Origin of the sequence: Acidocella sp., from assembly GCF_035535915.1 — a bacterium.
Taxonomy (GTDB): domain Bacteria; phylum Pseudomonadota; class Alphaproteobacteria; order Acetobacterales; family Acetobacteraceae; genus Acidocella.
Window position 1 is genome coordinate 1 of record NZ_DATLPB010000080.1, and the last position, 12,739, is coordinate 12,739.

At 59.2% G+C, this 12,739-nt stretch carries 16 protein-coding genes; 1 reads left to right on the plus strand and 15 read right to left on the minus strand.

Annotation, left to right across the window (positions count from 1 at the left end; translation table 11 throughout):
* Positions 1 to 165: 165 nt before the first annotated feature.
* From VNC39_RS09420 to VNC39_RS09470, 12 genes are all read right to left on the minus strand, one after another.
* The gene (locus VNC39_RS09420) at positions 166 to 486 is read right to left on the minus strand and encodes a hypothetical protein (RefSeq protein WP_325398503.1); all 321 of its coding nucleotides are present in this window, start codon (positions 484 to 486) and stop codon (positions 166 to 168) included.
* Positions 487 to 976: 490 nt separating this feature from the next.
* On the minus strand, positions 977 to 1,168 hold the full coding sequence (locus VNC39_RS17450; RefSeq protein WP_408840475.1) for a ribbon-helix-helix protein, CopG family: 192 nt from the start codon (positions 1,166 to 1,168) through the stop codon (positions 977 to 979).
* Positions 1,169 to 1,379: 211 nt separating this feature from the next.
* On the minus strand, positions 1,380 to 3,335 hold the full coding sequence (locus VNC39_RS09425; protein WP_325398505.1) for a hypothetical protein: 1,956 nt from the start codon (positions 3,333 to 3,335) through the stop codon (positions 1,380 to 1,382).
* Positions 3,335 to 3,622, minus strand: a complete 288-nt coding sequence (locus VNC39_RS09430) for a hypothetical protein (RefSeq protein ID WP_325398507.1) — start codon at positions 3,620 to 3,622, stop codon at positions 3,335 to 3,337. Before VNC39_RS09430 ends, VNC39_RS09425 begins: the two co-directional genes overlap by 1 nt.
* Positions 3,623 to 4,029: 407 nt before the next feature.
* On the minus strand, positions 4,030 to 5,550 hold the full coding sequence (locus tag VNC39_RS09435) for a phage/plasmid primase, P4 family (protein WP_325398509.1): 1,521 nt from the start codon (positions 5,548 to 5,550) through the stop codon (positions 4,030 to 4,032).
* Positions 5,550 to 6,488, minus strand: a complete 939-nt coding sequence (locus VNC39_RS09440) for a hypothetical protein (protein ID WP_325398511.1) — start codon at positions 6,486 to 6,488, stop codon at positions 5,550 to 5,552. Before VNC39_RS09440 ends, VNC39_RS09435 begins: the two co-directional genes overlap by 1 nt.
* Positions 6,489 to 6,544: 56 nt before the next feature.
* A complete protein-coding gene (locus VNC39_RS09445; protein ID WP_325398513.1) occupies positions 6,545 to 7,024 on the minus strand; it encodes a hypothetical protein in 480 nt (159 codons plus the stop codon).
* 125 nt (positions 7,025 to 7,149) lie between these two features.
* Positions 7,150 to 7,404 (minus strand): hypothetical protein, encoded by a 255-nt coding sequence (locus VNC39_RS09450; RefSeq protein ID WP_325398515.1) that lies wholly within the window; start codon positions 7,402 to 7,404, stop codon positions 7,150 to 7,152.
* 78 nt (positions 7,405 to 7,482) lie between these two features.
* Entirely contained in the window at positions 7,483 to 8,172 is a 690-nt protein-coding gene (locus VNC39_RS09455) for a hypothetical protein (protein WP_325398517.1), read from the minus strand.
* On the minus strand, positions 8,169 to 9,398 hold the full coding sequence (locus VNC39_RS09460; protein ID WP_325398519.1) for a tyrosine-type recombinase/integrase: 1,230 nt from the start codon (positions 9,396 to 9,398) through the stop codon (positions 8,169 to 8,171). Before VNC39_RS09460 ends, VNC39_RS09455 begins: the two co-directional genes overlap by 4 nt.
* Positions 9,399 to 9,660: 262 nt before the next feature.
* Positions 9,661 to 9,996, minus strand: coding sequence for a tyrosine-type recombinase/integrase (locus VNC39_RS09465; protein WP_325398521.1), 336 nt, complete (start codon positions 9,994 to 9,996; stop codon positions 9,661 to 9,663).
* A gap of 117 nt (positions 9,997 to 10,113) precedes the next feature.
* Positions 10,114 to 11,301 carry an acyltransferase family protein gene (locus VNC39_RS09470; protein ID WP_325398523.1) on the minus strand — a complete coding sequence of 396 codons (1,188 nt, stop codon included), beginning with the start codon at positions 11,299 to 11,301 and terminating at the stop codon, positions 10,114 to 10,116.
* 218 nt (positions 11,302 to 11,519) lie between these two features.
* Here VNC39_RS09470 and VNC39_RS09475 point away from each other — a divergent pair, with 218 nt between their 5' ends.
* The gene (locus tag VNC39_RS09475; protein WP_325398525.1) at positions 11,520 to 11,726 is read left to right on the plus strand and encodes a hypothetical protein; all 207 of its coding nucleotides are present in this window, start codon (positions 11,520 to 11,522) and stop codon (positions 11,724 to 11,726) included.
* Between the two features lie 43 nt (positions 11,727 to 11,769).
* On the opposite strand, the gene VNC39_RS09480 is transcribed toward VNC39_RS09475, so the two are convergent.
* The 3 genes from VNC39_RS09480 to VNC39_RS09490 form a co-directional block, all read right to left on the minus strand.
* Complete coding sequence (locus VNC39_RS09480; protein WP_325398527.1) at positions 11,770 to 11,982, minus strand: hypothetical protein; 213 nt, start codon at positions 11,980 to 11,982, stop codon at positions 11,770 to 11,772.
* Positions 11,983 to 12,058: 76 nt separating this feature from the next.
* The gene (locus VNC39_RS09485; protein WP_325398529.1) at positions 12,059 to 12,217 is read right to left on the minus strand and encodes a hypothetical protein; all 159 of its coding nucleotides are present in this window, start codon (positions 12,215 to 12,217) and stop codon (positions 12,059 to 12,061) included.
* 112 nt (positions 12,218 to 12,329) lie between these two features.
* Positions 12,330 to 12,716 (minus strand): hypothetical protein, encoded by a 387-nt coding sequence (locus VNC39_RS09490; protein ID WP_325398531.1) that lies wholly within the window; start codon positions 12,714 to 12,716, stop codon positions 12,330 to 12,332.
* Between the last annotated feature and the right edge of the window lie 23 nt (positions 12,717 to 12,739).

Consider the following 12,739-nt stretch of genomic DNA (forward strand, 5'->3'; position numbering starts at 1 on the left):
CGTCGCACCCGCATGATCGAAACGGTGCTGAATGTCGCGCAATTCATCGGCCTCCTGGCCGGTGATCTGGCGGGTGGAGCGGGCCATCTGTTGTTCGAGATCTCGGATCTGGGCGCGGAGGCGTTCGGCCTCTTGATATGCGGCTAGGCTCATGTGTCTGTTTCCTTAGTTATAGCTGATTTGTACGGTCGGGGAGGTGACGCCAGAGGCGACTGCAACAAGGCCGGCGATAAAGCTCTGATTCGGGCATCCGACGCGGCCGGCGATGCCGCCCGTAAATGTCGCGATCAGTTGGCCAGAAGCTGCGCCGTCAACAACGGTGCCGTCGTAAAGCTGTACGATGCTGGTTGCATCGCCCGCGGTCAGCACGACGGGGCTGCCGTTCAAGCAGCCGCCGCCGGTCTTGATTGCGAATGTGCCCAGCTCGGTGAGCGTGTAAGGCGGGGAGGGGTTTTGCGCCGTTGCGCCGTCGAAGTATTGAGGCATTGGGTTTCTTTCAAAATGGGTTGGTTATGCGAAGCAGACAGAGATTGTCGCGCCGGTCGGAACTGAAAAACACAGGCTGGCGGACTGAAACACCAGCCCGCGCCCGCAGGAATCAGCCCACCGGCAAAAGCGGCTGAACCTGCGCCGCGGCGTGTCGGGTGACGACACTGCCCCGCGATGGGCAATAGCAACGGGGGAAACACAAGGAACAAGGAAGCCCCCGCGCCCGAGACAGATCGACCTAGGGGAAAGGACTAAAGACCCAGGGATCACGCCTCGCCGCGGCGCTCTGGATCGGCAGAGCGGCCCCGCGTTTGGGCAAACTTTGGAAAGTGCGCGCCGCGGGGATACGGAAATAGCTCCCCCGCGCGCTGTCGTCGTTTTTCTATCCGGCACACTGTACGACTTGCGCCGACGCCCCAGAGAAGGGGGCATGGCGGGAGAAACTGCTAACCCGCCGATCTGGTGAATTGGGTGCCCGTCTCTAAAACTAGTCATACAGCGCGGCCCCAAGACTTGAGAAACGTTCCGCCGCCCGCCTCTGCAATTCGCCACGATCTGCAAGCGCGTCCTGCAGGATACGACGCACCACCGCGGATCTTGAGCGGTCGTCAGCAGCGGCGACCGCGTCCAATCGGGAGACCAAATCGTCAGGAAGATGAAGGCAGACAGGCGAGTTCATGTCGTGAATATACACGGATAGGCGTGTATATAACAGGAGAAATAAATTTTGTTGTTTAAAAGTATCCTGTATAATTCAGTATCTATTGAAAACTATACTCGACAATATGGTGTTTGTTTGGCGCTTTCTAGTTCAATCGATTGCGTTTGGTAGCGGTGCATAATTTGATGGAAACAGTCCCGTGTGATCACAAGTTTGTTATTCCGCGCGATCATGCAGCCGACCGATTTCTCTCGTTTCCAAGCGTCATCTCGATTGCCAGCAACACGGCCAATCGGAGCGGATCTCTATCCATCTTCTCGCCTGCTCGGAAGTTCAGCGCGCCACCCAGGGGATGAGTCTTGGCCTTTTCCATTGCCACGTCACATATCTTCACTTGTCCGCTGGCCACGCTTCCAGCCGAGGACAATGCAAGGCCGGGGGTATCGCGCAACAGATGGTCCGGGAAAGCATCAGCCGGCACACCGCCCATGCGCGCCTGATACACAAGTTCCGGAGGAAGAAATATCATGGGGACTGGGAAGTTACATCTGATTTCTCGGCGAAGGGCGTCGAGACGATCGGATACCCCCCTGATGGTCGTGCCCGTAAGAGGGGCGGCATCAAAGTCGAGGATGTTCGTAGGGGGGAGGCCACATGCAAACAGCCATGAAGCGTATGAGAAGTACACAACGGCCGCCATGCCATCGTCCGACACGCATAGCACCGCGCCAACAACTTCTGCCGCCTTGGGGTAGGGAACTGCCTCGCTGCCGTTACGCAAGTCATCCGCACGGATCAGCGACGGGCGACGGTCGCCGAGGATGTTGACCAGAACGCCGCAGACGGCATTCGCCACGTCATCATTGGACCCCGGGGCGTGATCAATACTGTCTCGGCCTCCTCGGGCCACTCGGCGCTCAAGGCCCACAAGCTGACCAGCAAGCCGGGGAATATCAAGCAGGCGCACACGCTTGCCGTTCAAGGCGGGCAGGAACTCGGCGTAGATGGTCGACTTGTTTTTGTCCGATACATCGTAGGTTATGCCGTTCATGGCGAAGCGCTCTCGGGGCCAATGTCCGGCGTAAGCATCTCCGGTGACACGTGAGATGCCGTATGACTTCAAAAGCTCGGAGAACTCAGCCACGGCGGCATCCGGTGAAAATGGCGGCTTCACCTCACGCACCACGTCAAGGACCGCCAGACCGTCGCCCTCGATGTGCCCGATTGCAAGCGTCATCGAGTCAGCACTGCCGCCGCTGGGGTCTACAAAGGCCGCATACGAGATGCCGGAGCTCGACGGCAATTCGCGGATGCCGCGGGCGGTGACATCTTCGACCGCCTCGCGTGTGATGAACGCCACGATATCCGATCTGAATTGGGCGCCAAACTCCGCTGATGCGCGCTCCGGATCTTCCTCGTACATCTCGTCAATCAGCGGGTCGTCGATCAGAGATGAATTCATCTCCCTGGTCGTTCCTTGCCAAACCAGCACGGGCGCGTTGTCCTTGCCGAAATACTTGCTGTAGTTCTGGTACAAAACGCCGCGCTTCGCGTATGGCGATGAGGCAATTAGCAGCAGGGAATAGGGGATCGTACTGAGGCCAGGGCGGATTGCGTTGACCACTTCGATATCGGGATTCGCCCCATCGCCCGTTTGCCAAAACGCCACCTCATCGAGCAAGCAGGCCAGGAACGTGCGACCACGTGGGGCGCCGATGGAGGCGGTGTGAACTTCGATCGTGACGCCATTGGTCAGCCTGACCGATTCCGCCAGTTCGTCCGCGATCATATCGGCGAACAGCGGGATCTCGCGTAGGAAGCCGGCGATGTAGTTGAGGATCACCTTTGCCTGGCGCCGATCGGCCGCGATGACAGCGATAACGGGCGTTTCTCCTGGCACGATGAACGGCCCATGGTCAGGCACACAGGCGAGGTAAGAGGCGATGAGAGCGAGGCAGCGCGACTTACCACCACGGCGACCGACAACCAGCTCAGCATACCGCGCCGGCTTGTCAGGAAGGGCTGTGCGGCCCGTGTGGCGGCATGCCGTCGCTATCTGGTCCTCATCCATGGGGAGAGCGAACAGGGTGCCCAGAAAGGCTCTCCAGGGCTTCCAGGATGGTGCATCGAACATGCCGCCGAAGAGGTTCTGGTCGTCCAGTGCGTCGAGGATATTGGCGGCCATTACTTCGCTGCCTCCTTGGAGTTGAGATATTCTCGCAGGGTCACCTTTTGGGGCACCTCAGCGGGGGCAGGGACGGGCAGGGGGACAGGGGGCGACTTCATGCCCAGGCTTCCCAGCATTCGGGTAAATGCCGTCTGCAGCCCTGCGTGCGTTCTGGCGTCGAGGTCCGTCCATGTGCCGCCGTCGAGCTTCTCCTCAAGCAGCATGATCCGGAGCGAGGTCCTGGCGAGGCGGCTGATCAGCAGTTTCTCGGTTGCGCTCGGTGTCCCGCCGACGTGATCGATCATGTCGCGCTCAAAGGCGCGCAAGTATCGGCCCTCCGTGCTGCGACCGTCGATTGATCGGGCGATGGCGCCGCGTCGGAGTACACGTGAGTACGGACCGAGTTTCGGGAGCGTTTTAGGCTTTGATTGCGGACACTGGGCGGACATGGTGTTTGTGTGGCTCCATTAAGTCATTGAAAAAAAGATATAAAAAGCTGATACGGAGGGTGATTACTAATCAGGAGGTCTAGTTTGCGGAGGGAAAATCCGGGTAGACGCTGGCCGGATTGAGGGGCTGGCGCGGCATGCCGCTTCACCGTCAGCAAACGTCTGAGGGATCTGATGGGACTTCCGGTTAACACCGTCACGCGCGTGTTAGCTCTATAACGGGTGATAATAGGCGAATGCTTCGGAACCTTCAGATACATCATTCAGAGATCCGAGTTTGCATGCGGCGGAGGCTGGACAACGGCCTTGATTCCATCGAATGCTGCCTTCCCATCGTTCGCGCGTGTTGGTTCCAAACCACGGGTTATGAGCTTCTGGGAGAAGCTCTTTTGCGAGCCGATCGTTTCGCCAGCCTTGGCCGCCCATTCACTCCACGATCTGAACAAGTCAGAGCTGAGCGACTTACCGACGTTTGGCCCTCTGACGCATCGCTCTGCCATCCACTGCCCCACGGCATCTTCAGCGTCGAAATATTCATTCGTGGCTGCCGTGACGCACTTGGGCGGATTGAGACCGTTCTCCTGCCAATCGAGGCACCCCGCGATGGCCCATTTCAGAATCCCCGGCCATTCTTCCTTGAGTTTTTCCGGCAGTTCGGGGTCACGCTCGGCCGGTGCGATCTTGGCAGCGAAGGGAATGAGATTGAACCGCCTGCGGATGGCGTCATCAACATTGCGGAGGCCGGGCTTGTGGTTACCGGCGATAAAGAGCTTGAACGCGGGCTGGAACGTGAAGAAGTCCTGGCGCATGAAGCGGGCTGTGATCGGGTCGCCGCCGGTCATCGCCTTGATCCGTGACTCTGCCCATTTGCGGCCTTCCTCGGTCTCCTGTGCCGTCACCAGCCGCGCGCCGCGGAGCATGGCGAGATCGGTAGGATGCCTATCCGTATTGCTGGCCGTGAAGGTATCTATCGAGGCGACAGTGGCGTAGCCGGCCATGATGCCGGTTATGGTGTTGAGATAGACACCCTTGCCATTGCCCCCAGTGCCATAGCCGAAGAAGAGCGCGTGTTCCCGCGTGCTTCCGGTCAGGCTGTAGCCTGCCACCCGCTGCAGGAACCTCTGGAGCTCATGGTCATCGTTGGTGATCTTTTTGAGGAATGCTTCCCACAAGGGGCACACGCCGCCAGGCGTAACGGCTGTGATCTTCGTCATATGATCGTCGGGCCGGTGTGCCCGCATCTTTCCGACATGAAGGTCCACCACGCCGCCCGGTGTGTTCAGAAGCCAAGGGTCTGCATCCCATTGTTCGACTGTGGCGGCGTGCCGGCGGTCGGCGCGCGCCAGGCGCTCGACAGCTGCCACCGTTTGGGCTTTGGCGATGCCGATCGCAACGTTGGTGTCGTTGCATATCGCGCTGGCCTCGCGGCAGATAGCGCGCGCCCGGTCATACGTCTGGATTGTCTGGTCTGCTTCCCAAACCTTGCCAGTCCACTGATACCATTTACCCCATGCCGCCACATAGCGGAGCGTGTGCGCATACTGTTCGGAAAACTGCAGCGCCAACGCTTCGTCGGTGAATGCGGGCGGTTGGTGATCCTCGGGGTTGGTGAGTACCGCCGTGGCTTTCTTCACTTCTGCATCGAGGGTTGAGACGCGGATACCCAAACGAGCGGCGGTTGCATCCCGCACGCGGTCATATTCAATCTTGGATAAGCCCGCGAGCTCAGCGATTGCCAAAGCATCGGGCACACTACTTTCACCCGGCATAATCGATCCATCCATCAACGCACGCCCTCCGGCAGTGGGGAGGTTGACGGATGAGACAAGGCATACACGGCGATTGCCTCGCCTTCCTCCCTGGTTTTACCAGCCGCAAAAATTGCGTCGCTCATTGCGTCTTTCATGTCTTTTTCGGAAAGCAATCCAGCGTTTACGAACCGCGCCAGGTTCCTGGACTGCGTCAAGCATTCGGGGTGACGGGAATTGATTGGGGCGTTCCGTACTTTCACCACAGCATTGCGTAAGGCAGCCCATGCGTATGCGGACGCCCTCGGGCTGTCGGGAGCTGGCAGGGGCTTAGGATCTTGCCGTGGCGGGGGTGCTAAGGCCGCAGCAGATGGAACCATGACGCTCTCTGAGCCGGCGAGGCGCACGATCCGAACCGGTAGGTGATCCTCGCATCCTTCGAAGACAGGCGCGGCCGTGTAGATGATCTGCGCCGGGCGGAAGATCGAGGCATCTGCAGGCGCGCCACGTAACCAGCGGTTCAGTTCGGCGCCAGTGGTAAGGCGGGACAACCAGAACCACACCCTAAGCCGCAGGTCCGGTTTGATACCATGCCCGGCCGTTGCCTGGACCAAGCAAGCTGCGTCGCGGAAGGCCACAGGAAGGCGTTGTAAGGCGTGGCGGGCGCAAGCAATTAGGTCGGTGGCGTCGATGCCTTCAGGGCGGCTGATCCCCTCGATATCCAGCGCTACCCACCGATGCGGCACCTGTCGCAAGGTAGCAGCATCGCCGGTTTTAGGGTCGGCATGAACCAGACGGCGGATCTTTGTCGCCTTCGGGCCGTTGATCAGCGCACCGCGGACGATGCAGAATCTTGGCCGATCTATGAGCCTCGAGATGATCCCGCACAGATCGTCGAACGTGGCGACTTTGACTTCCCAGGCATCGAACGTCCGGGTGCTGTCGTAATCAACCATGCCGGTTGAACGAATCATTTTAGCTAGGCGCAAGCCCCGGGCGCAGCGGAGGACCGTTATACTGTCTCCATGCATCAGTTCATCTCCGACGCGGCCAGGCGCTTCGGATGCGGCAAACCTTCACGGGATAAGATCCCGAGCACCGGCATGTGCGGGCTCAGGAGCTGAGACCATGCGGATTCGTGGGCAGTGTTGGTCGCAATCATCAGGAACCGTTGCGTGAGCAAGGCGCCTCTGACTGCTTCACTGTAGTGCTGTTCCTCGCCAGCAGCCGCGTGGACAATCGCACCGCGAGCCCAGTAGCGAAGACGGCGAGCACAGGCCCAACCATCCGGGCCGGTCGATTTGTAGTCGTCGTCACCGATCTGAACGACAATCGGCCTGTGCGTGTTTTCCAGGTAGCGCTTAGGAATTATCCCGTCGCGCTCCGGTACTATCAGGCCGATCACTCCGTCCCGCGCCGCGCGATATAACGGGAGTTGGTAAGGCACGTGGGCCGCGATTACGTTGGTGATGTTTTCCAGCTGTGCGCGCTGGCCGATAGCTTCGGTCATTGAAATTTCCATCCAATGCCGCCGAAGATCTTGCAGTCCGCCGAGCCGCGCGCTAAATCAGTTTTGCCCAACTTGATTTACACGCCTCTCGAACCGCTGCCTGATCGCTTGGGCGGCGGTTTCCTTTAGGCGGCTTGCGACGTAGCTTTTTTCGGTCGGCCCCGCGTGCGTGGTGCGGTGCTTGTGGCGGAACGCTCCAGAGCGGCGCGGAAATCTTCCGGCCGGATATGCATCACGCGATCGATCACCACAAACGGAACGGCGTGATTCAGGATGAAACTACGGATGGGGCGCGGGTCCGCATAGCCTAGGACCTGGGCGAACTCAGGAAGGGGAAGCCGGCCGCCTAGCAACTCGCTTCGGCTAATTGTCTCAGACATCGTTAGGTCTCCGTTCAATTCGGTACGGAGCTTTTAACAGGCGGCTTTTTTAGTCTGTGGGGTGCAAAAACGCCCTTTTCATACCCCCTTCCGGTACTTGAAGGAATTTTCTAGGTGCGCGCCAATCGCTTCATGAATGGTTTCTCTCTTGGGCGCTTTCTGGTCGGGCGAAATGAGGCGTAGGCATATTGCGACAAATTTAACGACGGGGCCGTTCGGGTTGCCGATGCCTGCCCGGGGGTCGCCACAATCACGTAAGGTTCGAATCAATTCGTCGGCAATCGCTGCAGCAGTAAGTCGCCAAGGCGCGGGGGGCTTACCCTTTGGGCCGGTGCTCAAATGGATCGCGAGTCCTGGGTGATCTAAATCCCCTCGGGGTTCTTCGAGCAATGCAATCGCGTTTTTTATGTCTATCGCACGTCGTTCGAGGTAGTCCGTTGTTATTGATCTAAGCTCGTATTGCTGAGCTTCCACTGTCAGAGCCTCAAGATCGCGACGCAAAAGGGTTGCGGCCGCGCGCAGCATCTCTCCCTCCATTCGAGCGACTTTAGCTTGTGCGTGGAGCTTAGCGACTGCCTCAACAGACCAGGGCGTCTGGATGTAGCGGTTGATAGTCTGTGTTAGATGATTGACCCGCCCCTCGTCGGGGGAAATGTAGTTTGGTCGGCCGGCCAGGCAACTCGCAAGCATGTCGGCCACATGTTCGTTGGTAATGCGAGGCCGTGTCTTTGCCTTAGCAGGGGGAGGGGGCGCGTTTTCGACGTTCACGCTCTCCGCCCCTTCATGTCCACAACTTCAGCAGTGGGCTTAGCGCCGATAATCGCTCCGGCGGTCTCGGTTGCCTTGCGCAGCGGGTCGTCGAGCAGGTGTGCGTAGCGCTGTGTGGTGGCGGCCTGCGTATGCCCCAATAAGGCGCCAATAATTGGGAGACTTAGACCGCTTGAGGCCAGCACCGAGGCAAATGTGTGTCGAAGATCATGGATGCGAACCCCCTTCAAGTCGGCCTTGCGACAGAGGGTAGCCCACGAGTTCTTAATATCCTTGAGCGAGGTGATATTTCCAGCAGCGTCCTGGCTAGGGAACACGAAATCGATTGGGGGCAGCTTCTCCCGCTTCCGGCGGTCGTTGTCCTGGTCGGCGGCTTGCTTCATCTCACCGAGCAGGGCGAGGGCAGGGGCGCTCAGTGGAATATGGTGATCTGTGGCGGTTTTGGTGGTTGCGCCTGGCTTCGTCCACGTCCCGGCTTCAAGGTCAAAATCAGACCACTTGGCGGCCAGGGTTTCCCCTTTGCGGGCGCCGGTCAGGAGCAGCAGTCGCACGACATTAGCACTCATGCGTTCGTCGGCCTGATTGAGAGCCTCCGACAGCCTGGCGATTTCTGCGGGCGTCAAATAGCGTTTCCGTTTGTGCTCTGGCGCTTTCTCGATGCCGATCGCGGGGTTATTTTCACGCATCTCCCACTTAATAGAGAGGGAGAACATCTTGCTCACCACGGCAACCGCCCGGTTTGCGGAATAAGGGGCGTCTTTGCGGATGCGGCGGTGCATGTCCTCGACATCTGCATGTCGGATGTCGGCGACTTTTTTGCTGCCCATTGCCGGGAGGATGTAGGCTTTCAGGAGGCGGCTGTATTCGTCTTGGGTCCCCGGCCGCTTTTTGGGTAAGTGCTCAGCGGTGAACCGCTTGGCGAGGTCATTTACCGTAGGGGCGCTCCGTTCGGCGTGCAGATCGGCCATAGGGTCCCCGCCGGCATCCACCGCGCGCTTAAGCTCTTCGGCTCTTTTGCGAGCGTCGCGGGCCTTCCAATTTTCTAGACTGCCGATGGTCATCCGGCGCTCAATTCCGCGGGACCTATAATTAAGAACCCATGAGCGCGCGCCTGCGCTGGTTACCCGGCATCCGAACCCAGGAAGGTCTGGGTCGTAGTAGACCCTATTGCCTTTGCTAGGCGCCGCGAGTTCTTTTGCAATCGCGTCAGTCAACCGTTCCAGCATAGCACTAAACCTCGTGTCCGTACTGTGTCCGCAAATAGAATGCAGCAATACGCGTCGAAATGCAACAAATATTCTTTGGGGCGCTTCTGTATGTGGCGAATTTCCTTGGTTTTTCTGGCGTCGCTCATCGGACACGCTGTTTTGTGTCCGCGCCAGATCAAACTTCTAATCTTGAGGCCGATGGTTCGACTCCATCAGGGCGCGCCAATGAAATCAATGGGTTCCGGGTGCGTTAAGGTCTAAACCGGACCTAGTTTTACACTCACGAGTTTTTCGGTTTTACACTCGTCTTCTTCTTGTTGTGTTCCGCCAGCTTTGTAATCGCGGCGCGGGCCAGGATCTCTTGGGCGGCCTGGGCCGTATAAAGAGAGACCATCGCGAGCGTTTTATGGCCGAGAATCGCCGCACTCTCCTGGGGCGTGCATCCCGCTTCGGCCAGGCGCTTGCCGGCGCTGTGGCGCAGCCCATGAAAGTGCAGATCGCCGGGCAGGCCGAGTTCATCCCGAACCTTAGCAAAGGCGTGCTTGAAGTGATCATCCTTCCAGGCATGGCCATCCTCGCGCATGCAGATCACTGTCGCGTGGCGCTCTCGGCCCATTCGCTGGGCCGCTATCGCAATCCTGGGGGAGCAGCTCGTTCGGTAGAGTCAATGCTTCGGGAGGGGCAGGAGGAGGGATCGCACGCCCGACGTCGCCGCCATATGGATTGGGAGGTCTTAGCGAGGGCTCGCTTCGGCTTCTTCGGGCGTCTGTACCGCTCTCTTTTCTTGGTCTTGAGCTTTCCTCTTTCGCAACAGAAAGCGCCTCGCCGGGCGCTCAACTCCCACATGAAGCGCAGTGGCGATAGACAAACTAATGCCCCAAAAGCACAGATAGCCAACGGATGAATGAACAATGGCTGGATGCTTCGTCAGCCACAGCAATACCGTGGCATGTACCAGGTAGAAGGCGAAGCTCACTTCTCCGAGAAAGACCAAGGCACGGCACGCTAAAAATCGTGATATAAAACCGGCGCCGACACCGCACGCAACGATGAGTGCCGCAAAAACCGGTGCTGATCCGCTATTGTCCAAATAATATTGAATCACCGGGGCCGCGTGAGAAGGAAAAATGATCCGCAGAGGAAGCCTTGGGATCCAGTGCATCGAAGCCACCGATGCCAACACAAGGACCGCTTCGGCAACGGTCCAGAATATGCGGTTTGTGGGGAGGCCGGGGCGGATATAGAAATACGCACGACAAGCCGCCATGCCGAGAACAAACTCGAACAGCCGCGCAAGCGGATTCACGTAAAGTGTGCCCATAGCGCTGAAAGGGAGCGAGGAGTCAATTGGGATTTTCCAATAGATTGTCGCGCAGATAAAGAAGGCAGTCAGAGCTGCTGAGATGGCCATGGGCAGCCCGATATTACGTTTCATTAAAACGGTGGCGATTGGGAAAAAAAGATAGAATGCCGCCTCAGTCGAGATGCTCCACGCGACCCCATTAAAAGTTAGATAGGAATCCCGGAGTGGCACCCAGGACTGGATGAGAAGTAAGTTGCCGATGCCGACGTAGATTTTGCCCATCGGACTGAGGCCGCCTGGGTTCCAGGTCCGTACAAGCAGCGGCAATAGAAGAATGGCGACCACGTGGAGTGGCCAGATGCGCGCGAAACGGGCCTTGTAAAATGAGGCTACGTCTCGCTCTACATCGGGATAATTGTAGGCGAGAATGAAGCCGGACAGGACGAAAAAGAACGAGACGCCTTGGTCTAGAGAGAGGGCATAAGCTAAGCCGAGAGACCCAAATAGCGGGTGTGCGTGCCCGATGCCAATCATCGCCGCGGCAAAAAAGCGCAGCGAAGTGAGCGCATCCAGGCGCGGGCGCCTGAACTGAATGGCCGCTGCATCGGTTGGTTTCATAATTTCCTCGTATCTCCAGACACAACCTGCTGACGCCCTGCGCCGGTCAAGCCGGCTCTGCCTGGTCACGGAATAGCCTGACGCCTCCTCAGCCGAAACCCCTACGTGCCAACCTCCGCGCGACCAGCTTCTGGTTCGTTGGGCATCGCGCGCCTGGGCTGATCTTACACCGCGCCGCGGTTCCGGTGGCGGCCGGCCCGCTGGCCAACGCAGTCGCGTTGGTCCGCAAGCTCGCGCCAGCGGCTGGGGTGGCTCTCGGCGTCACGCCGGCCGGCGTCGTGGCCATGCTGCTGGCGCGCATCGGCGTGCCGGCGCAGCGTCGCCTTTTGTCGCGATCACGCCGTGATGAAGCTGAGCTCATCGCCCGGCTGGCCAGCCGGGCGATGAGCTCTTTCAAGAATGGCAGTTGGCAAACCTTCAGATAGGTTTTGCCTGGATGGCAAGGCCGCCGTGGTGATCGCGCGGCGCTCAGCCGCCGGTGGAGGCGGCGGTGGTGTTGCCGCTATAGATGGTCATCGGGTTATCGATGGTGGCGGAACTCGCGGTCACCGGGTCCTGGCGCGACGCGGCCAGTTCGATCTGTGCCCGGTTGGGCTGATGGTTGCTGCGCGCCTGAGCGGCCAGCGGGGTGAGGGCGATGGCCAGGGCGAGGGCCGGCAGGATTTTCGAGGAAATCGACATTTGGGGAACCTTTCTGAATTGTGGCCGCACGCGGGCCGGAGAGTGTGGGGGGTAATGTTTAGAAATGGGCCTTGGGTTAACCGCCGGTGGAGGCGGGATAGGCGGGGGTGACGCTGCCGCTCTGGACGATGACCTGGCCGTTGAACTGGGTCTGCTGCGGCGCGGCCTGAGCGGCCAGCGGGGAGAGGGCGATGGCCAGGGCGAGGGCGGGGAGAATTTTCAGGGAGATGGTCATTTTAGCTTGTCCTTTCGGGTGGTGATTATCAGTGCGCATTACATCGCACACGAATTAATTGTGCGCGATACACACGAGCGCATGGCTGTCCTGCAATTGCATCGCAAGCGATCTAATCGAGCGCGATTTTAACCTGGCGTCCATTAATCGGCGCCGTAGATCCACCAGGGGACGGTGCGGCCGAGGTGATCGAGAAATTCCAAGCCAGGCTTTTCCCGCTTCGAAAGAAGACGTTCACCAGATTGGGGACGCGTTCTGCGAGACCGAGGCGTGCATGTGGTCCGCCGAGGCGGTGCGGACAGAACCTGGGGCCATCAGGACCATCGGGCGCGATGATCCGGCATGGCGGGCGCGCATGAACATGTTCAGGGCCGCCTTTGCCGTGATAGGATTTTTCTTGCTTGGTGTCGTTGTTGCTGACGCCGCGCCGCCCGGACTCAGATCCGGCCCAATCGGTCTGCTGACGATCGGGGGAGCGGATGTTCGGGGCGGGCTGCAAAGCGTCTCTTTTCAGAGCGAGGA

Excerpts from the sequence above, each read along its gene's own strand:
- VNC39_RS09420 (WP_325398503.1), bottom strand. The coding sequence starts at position 486 with ATGCCTCAATACTTCGACGGCGCAACGGCGCAAAACCCCTCCCCGCCT.
- VNC39_RS17450 (WP_408840475.1), bottom strand. The coding sequence starts at position 1,168 with ATGAACTCGCCTGTCTGCCTTCATCTTCCTGACGATTTGGTCTCCCGA.
- VNC39_RS09425 (WP_325398505.1), bottom strand. The coding sequence starts at position 3,335 with ATGGCCGCCAATATCCTCGACGCACTGGACGACCAGAACCTCTTCGGC.
- VNC39_RS09430 (WP_325398507.1), bottom strand. The coding sequence starts at position 3,622 with ATGATCGATCACGTCGGCGGGACACCGAGCGCAACCGAGAAACTGCTG.
- VNC39_RS09435 (WP_325398509.1), bottom strand. The coding sequence starts at position 5,550 with ATGGATGGATCGATTATGCCGGGTGAAAGTAGTGTGCCCGATGCTTTG.
- VNC39_RS09440 (WP_325398511.1), bottom strand. The coding sequence starts at position 6,488 with ATGATTCGTTCAACCGGCATGGTTGATTACGACAGCACCCGGACGTTC.
- VNC39_RS09445 (WP_325398513.1), bottom strand. The coding sequence starts at position 7,024 with ATGACCGAAGCTATCGGCCAGCGCGCACAGCTGGAAAACATCACCAAC.
- VNC39_RS09450 (WP_325398515.1), bottom strand. The coding sequence starts at position 7,404 with ATGTCTGAGACAATTAGCCGAAGCGAGTTGCTAGGCGGCCGGCTTCCC.
- VNC39_RS09460 (WP_325398519.1), bottom strand. The coding sequence starts at position 9,398 with ATGCTGGAACGGTTGACTGACGCGATTGCAAAAGAACTCGCGGCGCCT.
- VNC39_RS09465 (WP_325398521.1), bottom strand. The coding sequence starts at position 9,996 with ATGGGCCGAGAGCGCCACGCGACAGTGATCTGCATGCGCGAGGATGGC.
- VNC39_RS09470 (WP_325398523.1), bottom strand. The coding sequence starts at position 11,301 with ATGAAACCAACCGATGCAGCGGCCATTCAGTTCAGGCGCCCGCGCCTG.
- VNC39_RS09480 (WP_325398527.1), bottom strand. The coding sequence starts at position 11,982 with ATGTCGATTTCCTCGAAAATCCTGCCGGCCCTCGCCCTGGCCATCGCC.
- VNC39_RS09485 (WP_325398529.1), bottom strand. The coding sequence starts at position 12,217 with ATGACCATCTCCCTGAAAATTCTCCCCGCCCTCGCCCTGGCCATCGCC.